Source organism: Ruegeria sp. Ofav3-42, assembly GCF_022347725.1.
Classification (GTDB): Bacteria; Pseudomonadota; Alphaproteobacteria; order Rhodobacterales; family Rhodobacteraceae; genus Ruegeria.
On the sequence record NZ_JAKRGB010000006.1, the window covers coordinates 74,646 to 95,208 of the forward strand.

Annotated in this window: 20 protein-coding genes; 11 read left to right on the forward strand and 9 right to left on the reverse strand. The window is 59.6% G+C overall.

The features are described from left to right. Window positions 1-82 precede the first annotated feature (82 nt). The 6 genes from MHN28_RS10680 to MHN28_RS10705 are packed head-to-tail and all read left to right on the forward strand — an operon-like array spanning window position 83 to window position 6,650. Window positions 83-1,129, forward strand: coding sequence for a rod shape-determining protein (locus MHN28_RS10680; protein WP_170333465.1), 1,047 nt, complete (start codon window positions 83-85; stop codon window positions 1,127-1,129). Between the two features lie 59 nt (window positions 1,130-1,188). Next, window positions 1,189-2,091 (forward strand): rod shape-determining protein MreC, encoded by a 903-nt coding sequence (gene mreC / locus MHN28_RS10685; RefSeq protein WP_239338863.1) that lies wholly within the window; start codon window positions 1,189-1,191, stop codon window positions 2,089-2,091. Beyond that, on the forward strand, window positions 2,084-2,620 hold the full coding sequence (locus tag MHN28_RS10690) for a rod shape-determining protein MreD (protein ID WP_239338865.1): 537 nt from the start codon (window positions 2,084-2,086) through the stop codon (window positions 2,618-2,620). The genes mreC and MHN28_RS10690 overlap by 8 nt, the downstream gene beginning before the upstream one ends. Further along, window positions 2,617-4,566, forward strand: a complete 1,950-nt coding sequence (gene mrdA, locus MHN28_RS10695; RefSeq protein ID WP_239338868.1) for a penicillin-binding protein 2 — start codon at window positions 2,617-2,619, stop codon at window positions 4,564-4,566. Before MHN28_RS10690 ends, mrdA begins: the two co-directional genes overlap by 4 nt. Further along, window positions 4,563-5,702 carry a rod shape-determining protein RodA gene (rodA, locus tag MHN28_RS10700; RefSeq protein WP_239338870.1) on the forward strand — a complete coding sequence of 380 codons (1,140 nt, stop codon included), beginning with the start codon at window positions 4,563-4,565 and terminating at the stop codon, window positions 5,700-5,702. Before mrdA ends, rodA begins: the two co-directional genes overlap by 4 nt. Before the next feature lie 15 nt (window positions 5,703-5,717). Then, window positions 5,718-6,650 (forward strand): glyoxylate/hydroxypyruvate reductase A, encoded by a 933-nt coding sequence (locus tag MHN28_RS10705; protein WP_239338872.1) that lies wholly within the window; start codon window positions 5,718-5,720, stop codon window positions 6,648-6,650. Between the two features lie 4 nt (window positions 6,651-6,654). On the opposite strand, the gene MHN28_RS10710 is transcribed toward MHN28_RS10705, so the two are convergent. Continuing rightward, window positions 6,655-8,670: a M3 family metallopeptidase gene (locus MHN28_RS10710; protein WP_239338874.1), complete on the reverse strand. Its 2,016-nt coding sequence runs from the start codon at window positions 8,668-8,670 to the stop codon at window positions 6,655-6,657. Window positions 8,671-8,800: 130 nt separating this feature from the next. Here MHN28_RS10710 and MHN28_RS10715 point away from each other — a divergent pair, with 130 nt between their 5' ends. Then, complete coding sequence (locus MHN28_RS10715) at window positions 8,801-10,012, forward strand: PLP-dependent aspartate aminotransferase family protein (RefSeq protein WP_239338876.1); 1,212 nt, start codon at window positions 8,801-8,803, stop codon at window positions 10,010-10,012. A gap of 86 nt (window positions 10,013-10,098) precedes the next feature. Here the strand turns inward: MHN28_RS10715 and MHN28_RS10720 are convergent, their stop codons facing one another. From MHN28_RS10720 to MHN28_RS10740, 5 genes are all read right to left on the reverse strand, one after another. Continuing rightward, window positions 10,099-11,148, reverse strand: coding sequence for a molybdopterin-synthase adenylyltransferase MoeB (locus tag MHN28_RS10720; protein WP_239338878.1), 1,050 nt, complete (start codon window positions 11,146-11,148; stop codon window positions 10,099-10,101). After that, window positions 11,148-11,603, reverse strand: coding sequence for a dUTP diphosphatase (gene dut, locus MHN28_RS10725; protein WP_255732545.1), 456 nt, complete (start codon window positions 11,601-11,603; stop codon window positions 11,148-11,150). Before dut ends, MHN28_RS10720 begins: the two co-directional genes overlap by 1 nt. 15 nt (window positions 11,604-11,618) lie before the next feature. Next, entirely contained in the window at window positions 11,619-12,815 is a 1,197-nt protein-coding gene (gene coaBC / locus MHN28_RS10730; protein ID WP_239338882.1) for a bifunctional phosphopantothenoylcysteine decarboxylase/phosphopantothenate--cysteine ligase CoaBC, read from the reverse strand. A gap of 62 nt (window positions 12,816-12,877) precedes the next feature. Then, complete coding sequence (locus tag MHN28_RS10735; protein ID WP_239338884.1) at window positions 12,878-13,693, reverse strand: ChaN family lipoprotein; 816 nt, start codon at window positions 13,691-13,693, stop codon at window positions 12,878-12,880. Beyond that, a complete protein-coding gene (locus tag MHN28_RS10740) occupies window positions 13,690-14,568 on the reverse strand; it encodes an RNA polymerase factor sigma-32 (RefSeq protein WP_239338886.1) in 879 nt (292 codons plus the stop codon). Before MHN28_RS10740 ends, MHN28_RS10735 begins: the two co-directional genes overlap by 4 nt. A 49-nt stretch (window positions 14,569-14,617) precedes the next feature. Between MHN28_RS10740 and cobU the strand changes: the two genes are divergently transcribed. Genes cobU through MHN28_RS10760 form a run of 4 tightly spaced genes read left to right on the forward strand, consistent with a single transcriptional unit; the run spans window position 14,618 to window position 18,268 of the window. Further along, window positions 14,618-15,190, forward strand: a complete 573-nt coding sequence (cobU, locus tag MHN28_RS10745; protein ID WP_255732646.1) for a bifunctional adenosylcobinamide kinase/adenosylcobinamide-phosphate guanylyltransferase — start codon at window positions 14,618-14,620, stop codon at window positions 15,188-15,190. Further along, window positions 15,187-15,765: a histidine phosphatase family protein gene (locus MHN28_RS10750; RefSeq protein WP_239338888.1), complete on the forward strand. Its 579-nt coding sequence runs from the start codon at window positions 15,187-15,189 to the stop codon at window positions 15,763-15,765. Before cobU ends, MHN28_RS10750 begins: the two co-directional genes overlap by 4 nt. Before the next feature lie 58 nt (window positions 15,766-15,823). After that, the gene (locus MHN28_RS10755) at window positions 15,824-16,708 is read left to right on the forward strand and encodes a glutathione S-transferase (protein WP_239339265.1); all 885 of its coding nucleotides are present in this window, start codon (window positions 15,824-15,826) and stop codon (window positions 16,706-16,708) included. A 45-nt stretch (window positions 16,709-16,753) separates the two neighbouring features. Further along, window positions 16,754-18,268 carry a YifB family Mg chelatase-like AAA ATPase gene (locus MHN28_RS10760; RefSeq protein WP_239338891.1) on the forward strand — a complete coding sequence of 505 codons (1,515 nt, stop codon included), beginning with the start codon at window positions 16,754-16,756 and terminating at the stop codon, window positions 18,266-18,268. On the opposite strand, the gene gshB is transcribed toward MHN28_RS10760, so the two are convergent. From gshB to rsmI, 3 genes are all read right to left on the reverse strand, one after another. Further along, entirely contained in the window at window positions 18,265-19,197 is a 933-nt protein-coding gene (gene gshB, locus MHN28_RS10765) for a glutathione synthase (protein WP_239338893.1), read from the reverse strand. The genes MHN28_RS10760 and gshB overlap by 4 nt on opposite strands. A 61-nt stretch (window positions 19,198-19,258) precedes the next feature. Next, window positions 19,259-19,630 carry a YraN family protein gene (locus MHN28_RS10770; protein WP_239338895.1) on the reverse strand — a complete coding sequence of 124 codons (372 nt, stop codon included), beginning with the start codon at window positions 19,628-19,630 and terminating at the stop codon, window positions 19,259-19,261. Between the two features lies 1 nt (window position 19,631). Next, window positions 19,632-20,489 carry a 16S rRNA (cytidine(1402)-2'-O)-methyltransferase gene (gene rsmI / locus MHN28_RS10775; RefSeq protein ID WP_239338897.1) on the reverse strand — a complete coding sequence of 286 codons (858 nt, stop codon included), beginning with the start codon at window positions 20,487-20,489 and terminating at the stop codon, window positions 19,632-19,634. Between the last annotated feature and the right edge of the window lie 74 nt (window positions 20,490-20,563).

Sequence of the window (20,563 nt, forward strand, 5' to 3'; positions counted from 1 at the left end):
GTTGGCACCCTATAAGTCATCCGTCCCGGAACCGTCGAGTCGCGGGCAGTAGAAAAAACCGACATACAGGATCAGGGGAAACATGGGGATCTTTGGCAATCTGGGCGGCCTGTTCACAGCGGACATGGCTATCGACCTTGGGACAGCAAACACGCTGGTTTATGTCAAGGGGCGCGGTGTGATCCTGTCTGAACCCTCGGTTGTGGCCTATCACGTCAAGGATGGCGTGAAAAAGGTTCTGGCCGTTGGCGAAGACGCCAAGCTGATGCTGGGCCGGACGCCCGGTTCGATCGAAGCCATCCGCCCGATGCGCGAAGGCGTGATCGCGGACTTTGATACCGCCGAGGAAATGATCAAGCACTTCATCCGCAAGGTGCACAAGCGTTCGACCTTTTCGAAACCCAAGATCATCGTCTGCGTCCCCCATGGCGCGACCCCGGTCGAAAAACGGGCAATCCGGCAATCGGTTATGTCCGCAGGTGCGCGCCGCGCTGGCCTGATTGCCGAGCCGATTGCGGCCGCGATTGGCGCTGGCATGCCGATCACGGATCCGACCGGTAACATGGTCGTCGATATCGGTGGTGGTACGACCGAGGTTGCGGTTTTGTCGCTTGGCGACATCGTATACGCCCGATCGGTTCGTGTTGGTGGTGACCGTATGGACGAAGCCATCATTTCGTACCTGCGTCGTCAACAGAACCTGCTGGTCGGTGAATCCACCGCCGAACGGATCAAGACCACCATCGGCACCGCACGTATGCCCGATGACGGTCGTGGCCAGTCGATGCATATCCGCGGCCGCGACCTGCTGAACGGCGTGCCGAAGGAAATCGAGATCAGCCAGGCTCAGGTGGCCGAGGCCTTGTCTGAGCCGGTGCAGCAGATTTGCGAAGCGGTGATGACCGCGCTCGAAACCACGCCGCCCGATCTGGCTGCGGACATCGTTGACCGTGGCGTGATGCTGACTGGTGGCGGTGCGCTGTTGGGCGATCTAGACCTGGCGTTGCGCGAACAGACCGGTCTGGCCGTGTCGATTGCCGATGAAAGCCTGAATTGTGTGGCTTTGGGTACCGGCAAGGCGCTGGAATACGAAAAACAACTGCGCCACGCGATTGACTACGAAAGCTAAGGCGCGCACCTTTTAAGATACAGGGTAAATTCGGCACGAGCAGCACGGGAAGGTAACCTGTGGCAAAAGACCGATCACAGCGCGATGAATACACGACCCCCCTGCGCCGCTTGCTGTTGGGGATCGTTGTGTTGTGCCTGTTGGGCATCTTTCTGATCTGGCGGATCGACAGTCCGCGCGTTGAACGCTTTCGCGCGCAGGTCGTGGACCGCGTTGTGCCGTCTATGGAATGGGCCATGGTCCCGGTCACAGCCGCCGTTAATCTGGTGCGCGACTTCCAAAGTTACCAACGGCTGAGCGCCCAGAACCAGGAATTGCGCAGCGAATTGCGCATCATGCGTGCCTGGAAAGAGGCGGCCCTGCAATTGGAGCAGGAAAACGCCCGGCTTCTGGATCTGAACAACGTGCGTCTGGACCCGCGCCTGACTTATATCACCGGCGTCGTGATGGCCGATAGCGGCTCGCCCTTCCGGCAGTCGGTTCTACTGAACGTGGGTGAGCGCGACGGCATCCGCGACGGATGGGCCACCATGGACGGGATCGGCGTCGTGGGCCGTATCTCGGGCGTTGGTCCAGATACAGCGCGGGTTATTCTGATGACGGATGCATCGAGCGCAATTCCCGCAACGATTCAACCTTCCGGCCAAACCGCCCTGATCGCAGGCGACAACACTCCCTCTCCGTCTGTAGAGTTTCTTGAGAACCGGGAGCTTGTGCGGCCGGGCGACCGTGTCGTGACCTCGGGCGACGGCGGTGTGTTTCCCGGTGGGCTGCTGATCGGCCAGATCACCGAAGACCCCGGCGGTCGCTTAAGAGTACGCCTTTCCGCCGATTTCGAGCGCCTCGAATTCCTGCGGGTGCTGCGGCACCACTCCGCCCCCACAATCAACGATCCCGGCGGTATCGTTGGACCACGACAGCCCGCGGCCGCCTTGACCCCATCGGAGGTCGGCGATGGATAGGCAGGTCTCGCATCTTTGGATCAAGCGCAGTTTGTACTTGTTCCTGGCAGTACTGATCATGTTTCTGCATCTTCTTCCGCTGGACACGCAACCAGATCGCTGGCCGTTTCCGGACTTGTTGATCGCCCTGACTTTCGCTTGGGTTCTGCGACGACCGGAATATGTTCCAATCCTTTTGGTCGCAGCGGTCATGATGATAGCCGACCTGCTATTGCAACGACCACCCGGCCTGCTGGCGGCGCTGGTGGTTCTGGGAACCGCATATCTGCGCTCGGCTGGCGCCGGAATGCGTGATGCCGGGTTTGTGGCAGAATGGACAACCGCCGCGATCGTGATCACGGGGGTTTTTGTTTTGAACCGCGTCATTCTTGCTATTCTATCGGTACAGCAAGCGGCATTGGGTCCTGTGGTGATACAAATAATTCTGACAATTGCGGCGTATCCCTTGATCGTTCTTCTCAGCCAAAATGTATTTGGCGTTCGACGCCTGTCGGTGGCTGATCCCGGTACCGGAGGGGTTCGGGTATGAAGCAACGCAATCCCAAATCACAAGGTCTGGCCTATAAGCGCCTGCCCCGCAGGGCCTTGATTTTGGGCGGGCTGCAGGCAGCCTTTATCGGCGGGCTGGCAGCTCGGATGCGCTTTATGCAAGTGGATCAGGCCGACGAATACCGCCTGCTTGCAGAGGAAAACCGGATCAACATCCGCCTGATCCCCCCGACACGGGGGCGTATCTACGACCGCAATGGGCAGATCATCGGCCAAAACACGCAATCCTATCGTATTGTAATGGTCCGCGAGGATGCGGGCGATGTTGACGAGGTGATTTCCAATCTCTCGGACCTGATCCCATTGACGCAGGACGAGATCGACCGCGCCAAAGCCGAGATGCGTCGGTCCGCCCCGTTCCTTCCGGTCACTCTGGCCGATCAGGTCACGTGGGAAGATATCTCGAAAGTCGCAGTCAATGCCCCGGCCCTGCCGGGTGTCACGCCCGAAGTGGGCACGGCCCGTCTGTACCCCCGCTACGAGGATTTCGCCCATGTGGTCGGCTATGTCGGCCCGGTCAGTGACTATGACCTCAGTCAGATCGAAGACCCTGAGCCGGTACTGCGCATTCCTCGCTTCCAGATCGGCAAGGTTGGGCTTGAGGCCAAGCAGGAAATAACACTGCGCGGCAAAGCGGGCGCTAAACGGGTTGAGGTCAACGCAACAGGGCGGGTAATGCGTGAACTTGACCGACAAGAGGGCGAGGCCGGGGCCGATCTGCAATTGTCGGTCGACGCCGATCTGCAACAATACGCGCAGGCCCGGCTGGCCGGGGAAAGTGCCGCAGCCGTTGTAATCGATTGCGAAACCGGCGATATCCGGGCCATTAGCTCTGCCCCCAGCTTTGACCCGAACCTGTTCGTACGCGGGATATCGGTTGCCGATTACCGAACGCTAACGCAGGACAATTATCGCCCGCTGGCCAACAAGACTGTACAGGGCACCTACCCACCGGGTTCAACGTTCAAAATGATCACGGCAATGGCCGCGCTTGAGGCTGGTGTGGTCGCACCCGGTAGCACAGTGTATTGCCCGGGTCATCTGAAAGTCGGGAGCCGCCGGTTCCACTGCTGGAAACGTGGCGGACACGGGACTGTGGATCTTAATCTGTCGCTGAAACGCAGCTGCGATGTCTACTACTACGACGTGGCTCTGCGCACCGGAATCGACAATATTTCCGAGATGGCCCGTACATTCGGGCTGGGTGTGAAACACGATATCCCGATGTCGGCTGTCGCCGCCGGTTTGGCTCCGAACCAGGAATGGAAGGAACGTGTTCACGGTGAAAGCTGGCTGGTCGGTGACACGGCGAATGCCTCTATCGGCCAAGGCTTCATGCTGGCCTCGCCCTTGCAACTTGCGGTCATGACAGCGCGGATCGCAACGGGGCGCGCGGTCAAGCCGCGTTTGGTGCGGTCCGTGAACGGGGTTGAGCAACTTTCGGGCGCAGGTGAACCGCTGGCCGTCAATCCGGCCAATCTGGAGCACATCCGTAAAGCCATGTTCTCGGTTTCCAATGATCGGGGCGGCACCGCCTATCGCAGCCGCATTATCGCGGACGACCTGCGAATGGCGGGCAAAACCGGCACCAGTCAGGTGCGCAACATCACCAAGGCCGAACGCGCCGCCGGCGTGATCCGCAACGAAGACCTACCGTGGGAACGCCGCGACCATGCGCTGTTCGTCAGCTTCGCGCCTTATGACAACCCGAAATACGCTGTGGCGGTGGTGGTAGAACACGGCGGCGGCGGCTCCAAGGCTGCGGCCCCGGTTGCGCGGGATATCATGCTACAGGCGCTTTACGACGGCACACCCCCGCTTGAGGCCTATCCGGTTGGCGATCGCGAACGCATCAGGGAACAGCAGAAACGGCTCGAGGGCGACCGCCGCCCCAAAGCGCGTCCGACCGAAAAGGAACGCGCATGAGCTATCTTGAATACGCCGTCAAATCCACGCCAACGGGATTTCGCAAGTTCCTGTATATGAACTGGCCGCTGACGCTGTTGCTGATCAGTGTGGCCAGCGCCGGGTTCCTGATGCTGTACTCGGTCGCGGGTGGCTCATGGATGCCCTGGGCAGAGCCGCAGATTGAGCGTTTCGGGCTGGGACTGACCGTCATGTTCATCATTGCGCTGGTGCCGATCTGGTTTTGGCGCAACATGTCCGTCCTGGCCTATCTCGGCTCGATCGTTCTTCTGGTGTTTGTGGAACTGTTTGGCACAATCGGCATGGGCGCGCAGCGATGGATCGACCTTGGCTTCATGAGGCTGCAGCCGTCCGAAGTCATGAAGGTCGCATTGGTCATGGTTCTGGCCGCCTATTACGACTGGCTGCCTTCGCACAAGACCTCGCGCCCGCTATGGGTTTTGATCCCGGTTGTCCTGATACTGATCCCAACGGCCATGGTCCTGAAGCAACCCGACCTTGGCACCTCGATCCTGTTGCTGGCTGCGGGCGGAGGGCTGATGTTTCTGGCCGGTGTCCACTGGGCCTATTTCGCAGCCGTCATCGCCGCCGTGGTCGGCTTGATTGCGACTGTTTTCAACAGTCGCGGGACCGAATGGCAATTGCTCAAGGATTACCAGTTCCGCCGCATCGACACCTTCCTTGATCCATCCACCGATCCGCTGGGGGCTGGCTATCACATCACACAATCCAAGATCGCTCTGGGATCGGGCGGCTGGAACGGGCGTGGGTTCATGCAGGGGACGCAGTCGCGACTCAACTTCCTGCCCGAGAAGCACACCGACTTCATTTTTACCACGCTGGCTGAGGAGTTCGGTTTTGTCGGCGGCATTACCCTTCTGACGCTGTATGGCCTGATCCTGATTTTCTGTCTGGTCACCGCCCTGTCGACCAAGGACCGGTTTTCGTCTCTGGTCACATTGGGCATTGCGCTGAACTTTTTCCTGTTCTTTGCCGTCAACATGTCGATGGTCATGGGCCTCGCCCCGGTTGTGGGGGTTCCGCTGCCGATGGTCAGTTATGGCGGGTCTGCCATGCTGGTTCTCATGGCTGCCTTTGGTATCGTTCAAAGCGCACATATCCACCGCCCCCGTTAAACTGAAAGGCCCAACATGCCCGTTAACGTCCTGTTTTCCGCGCGCCCTGAACAATGGCCCGTGTACGAACCCCTGCTGTCTAAAGGTCTGTCCGAAGCAGGGCTGGATTTCCGTCTGGCAACCGAGTTCGAGCCGGATCAGGTCGATTATGTCGTTTACGCTCCGACCAGCGGTTTGCTGGATTTCTCACCCTACACGCGCCTGAAGGCAGTTCTGAGTCTCTGGGCCGGTGTCGAGAAGATTGCCGGAAACGAAACGCTGACTGTCCCATTGGCGCGGATGGTGGATCACGGGCTAATGCAGGGCATGACCGAATGGGTGGTCGGCCAGGTGTTGCGGTATCATCTGGGTATGGATCAATACATCACGGTTCAGGATGGCGTCTGGACCCCCGACGCCCCGCCTTTGGCAACCGAGCGAAATGTTTGTGTACTGGGTCTGGGCGCGTTGGGAGAAGCAGCGGTGCGTGCCCTTGCTGCCCTCAACTTTCAGGTCACAGGTTGGAGCCGAACCGCAAAAGACATCCCCGGAGTGACCTGCCTGCACGGAGCGGACGGCTTGCGTGCCGCTTTGTCCAACGCCGAGATCGTTGTTCTGCTGCTGCCAGATACTCCGGCGACCATAAACGCGCTGAATGCGAACACGCTTGCCTTGCTTCCCAGAGGGGCGCGGATCATCAACCCCGGACGCGGACCGCTAATCGACGACGATGCGCTGCTAGCAGCCTTGGATTCGGGCCAGATTGGCCATGCTACGTTGGATGTGTTCCGCGTGGAACCGCTGCCACCGGAAGACCCGTATTGGGCGCATCCCAACGTGACTGTCACGCCGCATATCGCGTCCGAAACTCGACCGGTGACCGCCGCGCAGGTTATTTGTCAGAACATCATCCGAGGTGAGGAGGGCAAACCCTTCCTGCACCTCGTTGATCGAAATCTGGGCTACTGACTAGCTAGGCCGCGATCAAACCACGGCCTTTCAACAGCGCCTCCACGCCCGGCAAACGGCCACGGAACGCCAGATAGAGATCTTCGGCCTCGCGCGAACCGCCGGTGGACAGGATATTCTCTTCCAGCGCTTTGGCGCGTTCGGGGTCGAATGCTCCGCCAGCCTCTTCGAAGGCGGCGAAGGCGTCGGCATCCATGACCTCAGACCACATGTAGCTGTAATAGCCCGAACTGTACCCGTCGCCTGCAAACACATGAGCGAAATGCGGGGTGGCGTGACGCATACCGATGGCTTGGGGCATCCCGATCTCGGCCAGAACCTCTGCTTGCTTTGTCATCGGATCGGCAGGCGCTGCACCCTCGTGGAACGCCAAATCGACCAGAGCCGAAGCCACATATTCCACCGTCTGGAACCCCTGATCGAAATTGGCGGCCTTCAGAACCTTCTCCAGCATCTCTTGCGGCATCGGCTCACTGGTCTCGGCATGCGTGGCGAATTCGGCCAGCACTTCGGGCACTTCAAGCCAATGCTCGTAAAGCTGGCTGGGCAGTTCCACAAAATCACGCGCAACGCTGGTGCCGGAAATGCTCTCATAGGTCACGTTGGACAACATCTGATGCAATGCGTGACCGAACTCGTGGAACAGGGTGCGCGCATCGTCATAGGACAGCAACGCCGGATCGCCCTTGGCGAAGTTGCAGACATTGATCACAATGGGTGCCTGAACCTTGGGGAATTTCGCCTGAGACCGCATCGCGCTGCACCACGCACCCGACCGTTTCGAACCACGTGCGAAGTAGTCCCCGATGAACACCGCAATATGCTGCCCGTTGCGTGATACTTCCCAAGCACGGCAATCCGGATGATAAAGCGGCACATCCAGCGGCGCGAATTCCAATCCAAACAGCCGGTTGGCGCAGGCAAATGACGCCTCGATCATGCGGTCCAGTTGCAGGTAGGGTTTCAGCGCAGCTTCATCCAGATCATGTTCGGCCTTGCGGCGCTTTTCGGCGTAGTAACGCCAATCCCAAGCCTCCAGCGGACCGTTGACGCCATCCTCCCGCATCATCGCGGTCAAGACTTCCGCATCCGTGTCAGCCCGTGTCTTTGCAGGCTCCCAGACCTGCATCAGCAGATCACGAACACGGTTCGGCGTTCGGGCCATTTCGGTTTCCAGCTTGTAGTCGGCGAAACTGGAATACCCTAATAGCTTCGCGCGTTCCTCACGCAGCTCGAGAATTTCAGCGGCGATCTCTCGGTTGTCCGCTTCCCCGCCATTGGCACCCCGCGCAGTCCAGGCCCGGTACGCTGTCTCGCGCAGATCGCGGCGGGGCGAGAATTGCAGGAATGGCACGATCAGCGAACGGGACAAGGTCACCACAGGACCATCTACGCCCTTTTCTTCCCCGGCAGCACGAGCCGCACTCACTACGAAATCCGGTAGGCCCTCCAGATCATCTTCGGACAGGTCCATGAACCAATCGCGTTCATCAGCCAACAGGTTCTGGGTGAAGGATGTTCCCAGCGAGGCCAACCGCGCCTTGATCTCCTGCATGCGGGAATCCTCATCCCCCTCTAACGCGGCACCGGCGCGGACGAACCCTCGATGGGTCAGCATCAAAACACGCGCTTGTTCGTCGGTCAGGCTCAGTTCATCCTTACGCGCCCACAGATCCGCGACACGGCGGAACAGCGCCTTGTTTGACGAAATCCCCGAGAAATGCGCCGACAGTCGGGGAGAGAACTCACGCTGCAATTCTTCACGCTTCGGGTTGCTGTCCGCCCCTGCGACCGTGAAGAAGACCGACAACACCTTGTCCATCTGCTCTCCGGCGGCCTCAAGCGCCTCGATCGTGTTGGCGAAACTGGGCGGCTCGGCGTTGTCTGCAATCGCGTCGATCTGGGCATTGTGGGCTTGCATCGCCTGCTGCAGCGCGGGCGAGAAATCATCGTCCGAAATCTCGGCAAACGGTGCGATTTCAAACGGAGTAGTCCAATCGGACAGGATCGGGTTGGTCATGCGGATCTCCTTTGCTGGTCAAGCTAGGGAGGGCGGGTGGAATGGTCCAGAGGTGGCGCCCTGATGCGTCCACTTTCTCTTGCGCAAACCGACTGCCGCGCGCAGGGTCGCGACGAGGAGGAAACAGGACATGAGCAAACCAAACCGAGCCGCAGGGATCATGACCACGGCAATCCACGCGGGCGATCCGCCGGATGCCTCGACCAATGCATCTGCACCGCCGATCCATATGAGTTCAACCTACGTCACCGAGGATCTGGCGGGATTTTCGGCCCATGACCTGACACCAGACAGCCCCTATGTCTATTCTCGCTGGGCCAACCCAACCGTCGCAGGTCTGGAGGCGAAGATCGCCGCTTTGCAGGGCACGGAAGCCTGCCTTGCCACTGCCTCTGGCATGGCGGCCGCATCAGCGATCTTTTTCACGTTTCTGTCCGCCGGGGATCATCTGGTCGTGTCGGACGTGTCCTATGCCGGCGTGGCCGAACTGGCGCGCGAAACTCTGCCACGGATGGGCATTGAAGTGTCGGCCGTGAACATGTCCGACATTGAGGCAGTTGCCGCCGCAGTCCGACCCAACACCCGATTGATCCACACCGAGACCCCAGTCAATCCGATCAACCGCCTGACCGATTTGGCTGAGATCTCAAAACTGGCGCGGCAAGCAGGTGCGCTGCTCAGTTGCGATGCAACTTTTGCCTCGCCTTTGGGGATGGACACAGTCGGGCTGGGCGTCGACCTGACAATGCACTCAATCACCAAATATATCGGTGGCCACGGAGATGCCATTGGCGGTGCTGTGGCTGGGTCTGCCGAACTGGTGGCCAAAATGCGCGCCGAGGCCGCCATTCATCACGGCGGAATTCTGTCACCGTTCAATGCCTGGCTGATAGCGCGCGGCGCGTCGACCCTACCGCTGCGCATGAAAGCACACGAAGCCGGGGCTATGGCCGTCGCGGAATGGTTGGAGGCTGACCCACGCGTGTCCCGGGTCATTTACCCCGGTCTCGTTTCGCATCCGCAAGCCGAGCTGGCGCAACGACAAATGTCGAACATGTCCGGGATGGTCTCCTTTCAGGTCGGCAGCGCAGCGGACGGTGAGCGCATAGCCCAGCAAATGATTGAGCGACTGGAAGTCATCCACTACGCGGTGTCGCTGGGTCATCATCGCAGCCTGATCTTTTGGATGGGGACAGAAGGCCTGATGGAGACCTCGTTCAAACTGCAGGGCACGCAATTGGAAGATTATCGTCGCTATGCAGGGGATGGGATCTTCCGGTTGTCTGTCGGGCTTGAAGATGCCGAAGACTTGATTGCTGATCTGGATGGCGCGTTAGGGTAAGCGCTCCCGCCCCTGCAGCGCGCATCAAAGATGCGTCTTGGGAGGGTTGGGCCAAGCCGCGCGCAAAATGCGCGCGGCGGTTGCGCTTATCCCCCCACTGTCCCGCATATCGGGCAATCCGCGCGCCGTAACAGTGAGATTTTGCGACTCTCGCCATAAAGGGCGTCGTAGATCAACATCTCGCCCCGTAGGGGTTGACCTGCCCCCGTAATGACCTTGATCGCTTCAACGGCCATCATAGAACCCACCACGCCAGGCAGAGGACCAACGACCCCCGCTTCGGCACAAGACGGGGCCAGACCGGGGGCCAGAGCTTCGGGGAAGATACACTGGTAACAGGGCGCGCCATTAGCAGGGTCAAAAACGCTGAGCTGACCTTCCCACTGCGACAGCGCGCCCGAGATCAGCGGTTTGCCCAGTGTAACTGCGGTGCGATTGGCCAAATAGCGAGTATCGAAATTGTCGGTGCCGTCTAAGATTAGATCGAAATCGGCAAATAAGTCTGCCGCAATCTCATCTGTCAGCCGTCGGTGATACGGCAAGACAACCACATTGGGATTCTGGGCCTCCATGGCTTGTTGGGCCGAAAACACCTTGGGCATGCCGATATCGGCGTCACGGTGGATCACTTGCCTTTGCAGGTTGGCGTTTTCTACTACATCGTCATCAATCACGCCGATTGTACCGACGCCCGCCGCCGCCAGATACTGTAGCGCAGGCGCGCCAAGCCCGCCGGCACCAATCACCAAAACACGGGCCTGTTTCATCTTTTTCTGCCCCGGACCGCCCAACTCACGCAGGACGATATGACGGGCGTAGCGCTCCAGTTCGGTCTCAGAGAACTTGTCGGACGGCATGGCGGGTTCCTCGGCTGGCGTTGGCGCGGCGCGGTTACGCAGCGCCTTGAGCACCCTGCCATAGATCAGAACCAGAACCGCGACGCCACCCAGGATCAGCCACAGGGCCGCAGACCCGCCGGTTGCCTCGCGCAGCGGGTGCCCATCCGGCAACGTCAGTTGAATAATCAACACGCCGACCAGCAAAACGCCGACCGAAACGGAACGAGCCGTCCGGGAAACTCCCGCCAGATATCCGATGCCCCACAGAGCGGCGGCGAGGATCAATACAAGAAACATCAGCCGCGTCCGGTCGAGCCGAAACCACCCGCACCGCGATCCGTGTCACTCAGCGCTTCAGCCGGTTCGAAAGTTGCCTGAACAACCGGCGCAACAACCAGCTGCGCGATGCGCTCACCATGGGCAATCTCGAACGCCTCCTGGCCCGTATTCAACAGGATCACACCCAACGGCCCACGATAGTCGCTGTCGATTGTGCCGGGTGTGTTGGGCAAGGTAATCCCGTGTTTCAGGGCCAGACCCGAGCGGGGGCGCACCTGCACCTCATACCCGTTGGGAATTTCGATTCTGAGGCCTGTTGGAACCAAAGCGCGTTGCCCCGGCTCCAAGACAATCGAATCCCCACCCGGCAGGTTCGCGCGGACGTCCGCACCGGCCGCTCCCGTGGACTCATAAGACGGCAAAGCCACGGCCGGATCGGCCCCATCTTCGCGGATCACACGAATTGCTACCATCACTGTTCCTCTTGTTCAGCTTGTCAGAGCGTCGGCGATTTTCTGCGCCAGACGTTTGGCAACGGTATCTTTACCCATCCGCGGCCAGTCTTCGGCCCCATCGTCCGAGATCAGGATGACTGCGTTTTCGGACCCGCCCATGATGCCCGTCGCCGGGCTGACGTCATTTGCCACGATCCAGTCACAACCCTTTCGGGCGCGTTTCGCGGTTGCATGCTCGATCACATTGTCGGTTTCGGCGGCAAAGCCAACAACAAGCGATGGCCGTCCTTCCTCCAGCCTTGCCACCCGTTTGAGAATGTCCGGGTTCTCGGCAAACTCCAGCGTCGGAAGGCCATCGCGGCTTTTCTTCAGTTTCTTGTCCGAGGCGGTCGCCATGCGCCAGTCTGCGACTGCAGCGGCAAAGACACCGGCGTCGACGGGCAGAGCTGTATCCACTGCGTCAGACATCTGTTGCGCGGTTTCCACGCGGACCACCTGAACACCCTCGGGCGGGGGAACTTCGGCAGGCCCGGTAACAAAAACCACATCGGCGCCCAGCGCAGACAACGCCCTTGCCACTGCTGTGCCTTGTGCGCCGGATGACCGATTGGCGATGTACCGGACGGGGTCGATCGGTTCATGGGTCGGACCGGACGTGACCAAAATACGCTTGCCCTTCAGCGGCCCGTCGCCAAGCTGTGCCTCGACTGCGGCCACGATTTCAAGCGGTTCTGACATCCGACCGGGGCCGTACTCGCCACAGGCCATGTCACCTTCGTTTGGCCCAACAAAGCGGATGCCATCCGCTTGCAACTGCTTCAGATTGCGCTGTGTTGCGGGGTGATCCCACATACGAACATTCATGGCAGGTGCGCACATAACTGGTGTATCCGTCGCCATGAGCAGGGTCGAAGCCAGATCGTTGGCGAGCCCCCCGGCCATCTTGCCCATCATGTCCGCCGTCGCTGGGGCAACAACGATCAAGTCGGCCGAACGCGACAGCTGAATATGCCCCATCTCAGCTTCATCCGTCAGGTCGAACAGGTCGCGATAGACTTTTTCACCGGCCAATGCCGAAACCGAAAGGGGTGTCACAAATTCCTCGGCCGCACGCGTCAGAACCGGCGTCACAGTCGCGCCGCGCTCTTTCAGCCGCCGGATCAGGTCCAGAGACTTGTAGGCCGCGATCCCTCCGCCGATGATCAAGAGAATGCGTTTCGATGCCAGCATGTTTTGCCCTTCCCGTCCCGGTCGGCCTGACATTAGGCAAGGCCAACGGACAGTTCCAGCGGTTAATTCTGCGTCTCAAACGCCAGACACGGGTCTTCACGTTCCACGCCTGGGCTGTCAATCACGGCGTCGAACTCACCTTCAACGATCCCGTCTTCGGACTGGCCCAGCACAAAGACATTCAAACCTGGGCTCATACGGGACAGAAAGGTCGGGATGCCCCTGTCTTTTCTGGCATGGCCATTGCCTGTGATCACCGCAACAGGGCCGCCGGTTTCCTCCGTGGCACGCAATATCGCCCGTGTCAGCACTGCGTCCCGCAACCTTTGAATCGCGACCAGTTGCGGCAGGGCACTCTCTGGTAACGCATTACAATGCGCCGCCATCTGATCGGCCTCTCGCGCGGCCTGTTCCTCTTTCGGCAACGGAACCGTCAGACCATACCGGGCCGCATCCGCGCCCAAGGCGGTGGCAGCGCCGCGTTCCATTGCCGCCCGAGCTGCTGCGCGCGGAACCATCGCTCCGTATACGGGCGCGTCCGAGGCCTGGAACACAGGGTAATACATGCTTAGCGGAGGCCACCCGGATTCGAGCCATTTGAGAATTCTGGAAAGTTCTTCCGGGTCCGAAATGGCTTTATCCGAAAGTCGCTGAGCTCCCTCTTCGGTCACCATTTCCCACACCACGGCTGTCGGCCCGATCGCCTTCAGCGCTTCGGCCTGGATACCATGGTGCTGGGGGTTGTCGTGGATTTCGCCCAATATGACAACGTCCGCCGCAGTCATCGCGGCCAACACTTCGTCGGGAACCAAATCATCGGCACGGCCGGGGTTGGCCATAACCACAAGTGTACAAAGCAGAATCGCAAGCTGTCTCATGCGATGAAGTGTTGCACCTCACGCGATTGAGCTTCAAGGTTCTTCCGCATTTTCACAAAGGCCGCAGCCTCAAGCTGGCGCACCCGTTCCTTCGACAGGCCAAGTTCCTGTCCAAGGCTCTCCAATGTCCGGGCGGGTTCGCGCAGTTTGCGTTCGCGGACAATAAATCGCTCCCGGTCGTTCAGCGCCTGTATTGCGGTCAGCAGCCATTCGCGCAATTGCTGGGTATCATGGCTGTTTTCGACAGTTTCGGCTGCCTGTTCGCGTTCATCCTCAAGGGCATCGATCCATTCGCGTCCATCCTCATCCGTCGACTGGACCGCGTTCAATGAGAAATCCGAGCCGGAGAGGCGACCCTCCATCATTTCCACATCACGAAGTGGAACTCCGATTTCCGCTGCGATCATCTGATGAAGCTGATGACGGTCCAGTTCCATACCCTCTGTTGCGGCCTCACGCTCTAGCCGCGCCTGCACACGCCGCATGTTGAAGAACAGAGATTTCTGCGAAGAAGTCGATCCGGTCCGGACCATCGACCAGTTGCGCATCACATAGTCCTGAATGCTCGCCTTGATCCACCAGACGGCATACGTAGAAAATCGCACGCCGCGATCAGGATCGAACTTGTCCGCCGCTTTCATCAAACCCAGGCCGGCCTCTTGAATGAGATCGTTCATTGGTGCGCCGTAACGCTTGAACTTGGCCGCCATCGAAATCGCCAACCGCATATAGGCTGTAATCAGTCGGTGCAGGGCTTGTTCGTCGCGGTCGTCCCGCCATGCATAAGCCAGTTGCAATTCGGTTTCCGCGTCCAACAGTTCGGCTTTCATTGCCTTCCGGGACATCGAAAAATCGTTTGCGTTGTCCAGTGCCATGGAAATCTCCCCTTTTCACAGGCGCGAGCCGGGCTTGCTTTGCCGACATATGGTCGATACGCAGAACAAAACCGGGTGGATCACTTGGAAGGTAATTATCGTGGGTCCGGATTTAACCATTGTGCTGGGTGGCGCAGCCTCGGGCAAGTCGGCTTTTGCCGAACAACTTGTTGTTTCGTCAGGTAAAAAGAAGACTTATCTCGCAACATCACAAGTGTTTGATAACGAGATGAAACAGAAGGTTCAGCGCCACATAACCCAACGCGGCGAAGGATGGGAAACCATCGAAGCCCCCTATGACATTGGCCCGACACTGGCTAATCTGACCCCCGACGACGTCTGCCTGATCGACTGTGCTACCATGTGGCTGACAAATCACTTGCTGGCTGAAAACGATCTGCAACAGGCGCAAGGTGCGCTTTTGCAATCACTGCGCCTCTGTCGCGCGCAGGTCGTCATCGTCTCGAACGAAGTGGGGCACGGCATCGTCCCGGATAACGCCTTGTCCCGTCAGTTTCGCGAGGCGCAGGGGCGGTTGAACATCGCTTTGGCCGCTGAGGCCGATTTGGTTGTTCAAGTGACTGCTGGCCTTCCATTGGTTTTGAAGGGGCGATTGGATTGACACGTTTGCATCTTGTACGCCACGGCCCGACCCACGCCAAAACCATGGTTGGCTGGTCAGATCTGCCCGCCGACCTGAGCGATCGCGCCGCCGTTGCCCGATTGCATGATCACTTGCCTGCCAATGCCGTTGTCGTATCCTCTGACCTATGCCGTGCCGCCGATACCGCCACGGCCATTCAGGGCGCACGTCAGCGCCTTCCGCATTTGCCCGACCTGCGCGAGATCAACTTCGGCACGTGGGAGTTGCGTGGTTTCAAGGAAATTGAGGCTGAAGACCCCGAACTTGCTTTCGCCTACTGGGACAACCCCGGCGATGTGCGCCCCCCGAACGGAGAAAGCTGGAACGATGTCCGGGCACGTGTAGACGCCGCCATTGACCAGTTGATCGCAGAGTACACCGGGTGTGATCTCGTGGTTGTTGCCCATTTTGGCGTGATTCTCACGCAAGTCCAACGGGCGCTCGACGTCGACGCAAACGAAGCGCTAAGCCACCGCATCGACAATCTCTCGGTCACCGAAGTTACCCATCACGGAAATCGCTGGTCAGTCGGGCGGATCAATCACCTTCCGTGATGCAACCCCGCACAAATCACTGATTTACTGAATGGCGCAGCCACGCCATCGTTCCGTCATGACTTATGATTTGTTTATCGGAGACCGCCTGTTTTCCAGCTGGTCAATGCGCGGGTGGCTGATGCTGGAGAAATTCGGCCTGCCCTATCGGTCCCACATGATCGGTTTGTATTCCGGCACCATGGCCGAGGATATGAAACCCCTTGCCCCTGCCCGCCTGGTTCCGGCGTTGCGATTGCCTGACGGTACGGTCGTCGGTGAAAGCCTGGCGATGGCGGAAACTTTGGCCGAATTGCATCCAGAAGCAGGCATGTGGCCCTCAGACCCTGCTGCAAGGGCGACGGCACGGTGGCTTTGCAGCGAAATGGCGGCTGGGTTCACCGCTTTGCGGGGACAATGCCCGATGCAGCTTAAACACTGCTGGCAAGGGTTCGAAGCATCGCCCGAAACAAGCGCCGATCTGCAACGGATTGAATCCCTGTGGGCCCATGCCCGGAACGTCTCGGGCGCGATATCCGGTCCCCTGTTCGGCACATATTCGTTGGCGGACGTGTTTTATACACCAGTCGCGGCACGGATTATTGGCTACGGATTGCCAGTCTCCGACGCCAACCGCGAATACTGTCTTGAATTGCTGTCGGATACCCCGGTCCGCCAGTGGCGCGCGATGGGGCTGACCGTCCGCTACGACCCGTTCCCATACGCGTTGGACCTGCCGTCGACCCCCTGGCCAGTCGGCGGGGTATCTCGGGCAACACCTGTTGAAGACACGGCATCAATCAATGACGCCTGCCCATACTCGGGCAAAGCAGTTACCGCTGTTCTTGATCTGGGTGGTCAACATTGGGGGTTCTGCAACCAGTTCTGTCGCGACAAAACCGTTGCCGATCCGGATGCCTGGCCAAAATTCACTGATATGATCCGCGCCGTTAACGATTCTTAAACCGAGGCCATGGCAGCAACGACCTGTTAACCAAAAAGGTCGTTCATGGTCGCCCGCTCCCACACAGTCGCTTTTCAAGGGGTCGATGCCCGCCCGGTCGAGGTGCAATGCGCCGTCTCGCCGGGCCTGCCCGCCTTTTCCATCGTTGGCCTGCCCGACAAAGCTGTTTCCGAGGCACGGGATCGCGTCCGCAGCGCGCTGAGTTCGATGGCGATCGCCTTGCCGTCAAAACGGATCACGATAAACCTGTCTCCGGCGGACTTGCCCAAGGAAGGCAGCCATTTCGACCTTCCCATCGCCGTTGCGCTGTTGTCGGCATTAGAGATCATCCCTGCAGACGCCGCTGAAGGTTCGGTATCGCTGGGCGAGTTGTCTCTGGATGGCTCGTTAGTACCGGTCGTTGGTGCTCTGCCCGCCGCCATGACCGCTGCAGCTGAGGACCGGGCATTACTTTGCCCCCGCGCGTCCAGCGCCGAGGCCGCATGGGTCGACGCGACACAAGTCATCGGGGCTGGGTCATTGGGCGACGTCGTACGGCATTTCTCTGGACAGTCCCCGCTGCCCGCTGCGCAACCGGGCGAAGTCAGCCTCGCGCCCAGCGCGCGTGATCTGCGCGACGTAAAAGGGCAGGAGCGCGCCAAGCGAGCTTTGGAAATCGCGGCGGCGGGCCGACACCACCTGATCATGACCGGCACGCCCGGATCGGGCAAATCCATGCTGGCTGCGCGCCTGCCCGGAATTCTTCCGCCTCTGACACCGACCGAGGCGCTTGAAACCTCGATGATCCAATCCCTTTGCGGCCTTTTGGACGAGGGTGGCATCAGTCGCAGCCGCCCATTTCGCGAACCGCACCACACGGCATCCATGGCCGCTATTGTTGGTGGTGGCCGTGGCGCCAAGCCGGGCGAGATATCATTGGCCCATAACGGCGTCCTGTTCATGGACGAATTCCCCGAATTTCCCCGCACGGTTCTGGAAACCCTGCGCCAACCCATCGAAACCGGAGAAGTCATGGTTGCGCGCGCAAATGCGCATGTGAAGTACCCCTGCCGGTTCATGCTGGTGGCGGCCGCCAACCCCTGCAAATGCGGGTACCTGACCGACCCTGGACGCGCTTGTTCCCGCGCGCCGGTATGCGGAGAGGACTATCTGGGTCGTATATCGGGGCCTTTAATGGACCGGTTTGACTTGCGGATCGAGGTGCCGCCGGTCGGATTTACCGATCTGGATTTACCGCCATCGGGCGACAGTTCGGCCACGGTGGCTGCACGCGTTGAACAAGCCCGCGCAATTCAGGCCGAGCGCTTTCGCGAAACCCCGTCGACGCGCCAAAACGCCGATGTGGAAGGCAAACTGCTGGAAGAAATTGCTGCCCCAGATGCCGAAGGCAAAGAACTGTTGCTGAGGGCCGCCGAGCGCTTTGGCCTGTCGGCGCGGGCCTTTCACCGCATCCTACGGGTCGCTCGTACGATAGCCGACTTGGACGGTGTGCCGGATGTCCGGCGCCCCCATGTGGCCGAGGCGCTGAGTTTTCGCATCAGCGCCAAGGCAGCACTTTAGAGTTTGGCTTCGATCGCTTGCCAGATTTTTTCTGCGACATTCACGCCGTTGAACCGTTCCAACTCCTGAATACCGGTTGGTGAGGTCACGTTGATCTCGGTCAGGTAATCCCCAATCACGTCGATCCCTACGAAGATCTGGCCTTTCTCCTTCAGCAATGGACCAATCGCCGCACAGATTTCCATGTCGCGATCCGTCAAACCAATTTTCTCAGGACGGCCGCCTACATGCATGTTCGAACGGGTCTCACCAGCGGCTGGCACGCGGTTGATCGCGCCTACGGCCTCGCCGTCGACCAGAATGACACGTTTGTCGCCGTTGCTGACATCCGGCAGGAACTTCTGAACGATCAGAGGCTCGCGCGAGAACCCGGTGAACAGCTCATGTAACGAGGTCAGGTTGCGGTCATTTGCATCCAGCCGAAAAACTCCCGCGCCGCCATTGCCATAGAGCGGCTTGAGAATGACGTCGCCGTGCTTTTCCTTGAACGCTTTGATCGTCTGCAGGTCGCGCGCAATCGTTGTCGGCGGGGTCAGGTCCGGAAAATCCAGGACCAGCAGTTTTTCGGGGTAGTTGCGTACCCAGAATGGATCGTTGACCACCAGAACCTGCCCCTTGAGCCGGTCCAACAGGTGGGTCGACGTGATGTAGTGCATATCGAAAGGCGGGTCCTGACGCAGCCAGATCACATCAAATTCAGAAAGGTCCACTTCGCGCTCGGGGCCTAGTTCCGCCGGATTGCCCGCTACCCGCCGAACCTTCATGTCCTGACCGCGCGCAGTGATCCGCCCTTCTTGATACGCCAGCTGGTCCGGGCTGTAGAAAAACAGCGTGTGCCCACGCGCCTGCGCCTCTTCGGCCAGCCGGAATGAGCTGTCGGCATTGATATCCACGGCCCCGATCGGGTCCATCTGAAAGGCGATTTTCATGGCGTGTCCCTCAGTTTCACGCCAGATACATGGCCCAGCAGGGCTGGCGGTTCAATGGGGATCAACCCAGATCGAACGCGTTTTCGATGATTTGAACGGCACCTGAGGTATCGACCAAAGCCGCATCAAATCGCACATTCGTCAGCTGGCCGTTTGGCTCAGTCTCAAGGAAATGGGCGGCAGAGGCGCAAATCCTGTCCATTTGTCGCCTGTTGATCCGGCTTGCTGCCGCATCAAAACTGCTGCTTTTCTTCACCTCAATAAAAACGACACCCTCCGCGTCGCGCGCAATCAGGTCGATCTCTCCGCCCACGCCGCGCCAGCGTTGGTGAGCTATGGAAAATCCACGGCGTTCGTACTCTGCCGCGACCTGTCGCTCCGCCGCCTGCCCGGCGTGATAAGAAACCGAGCTTCGAACGGATCGCGCAGACATGTCATCCCTTTCCCAGTTTCAGAGCCTTCTGATAAATCGGACGGCGCGGCAGTTTGTACATCTCTGACACCAGATCAGCCGCATCCCGAACCGAATGGGTCTCCAAGGCTCGTTTCAAAGCCTCTTCTATGTCGGATTCGTTAACAGTTTCCGAATGCCCCCGGTCCACCAGCAAAACGATTTCGCCCTTGACGGTCTGCCCCTGCAACTCTGCAGCCAATTCCTCCAATGACCCACGCCGGACCTCTTCGAACTTCTTCGTAAGTTCGCGGCACATCGCAGCTTGGCGGTTTCCGCCCAGCACCTCGGCCAGATCGGACAAACACGCCGCGACGCGCTTGGGCGACTCGTAAAAGACCAGAGTGCCCGGCACATCCCGCAACGCTTCGATCCGGGACCTGCGTGCGCCCGAGGCGTTTGGCAGGAACCCGGCAAAAAAGAACGCGTCAGTCGGCAACCCCGCCAGCGTCAGCGCCATCACCGCCGCGGAAGGCCCCGGCGCACAAGTCACCATATGACCCGCCTCGGCTGCTTGCTTACCCAGATCATATCCGGGATCAGCGATCAGAGGCATTCCGGCCTCGGACGCATAAGCCACAGACTTTCCATCCTGCAGCGCATCAAGGATTTTCCCTCGTGCACCCGCACCACTGTGGTCGTGATAGGCCAAGATTCGGCGGCCATCCAAGGGCACGCCATGTATCTCCATCAATCGACGCAAGCTGCGCGTGTCTTCGGCGGCGATCACGTCTGCTGACGCCAGCACATCCAGCGCCCTGAGCGTGATATCGCGCGCCGTTCCAATCGGAGTGGCAATAAAATACAGGCCAGCGCCCAATCTTACTTTTTGGAAATTCAAAGCTGGACCCTCACAGCGTGACGTTTATTATCGCGACCTAACAGATTGGCGGCATCCCCGGTCGCCGGGACAGG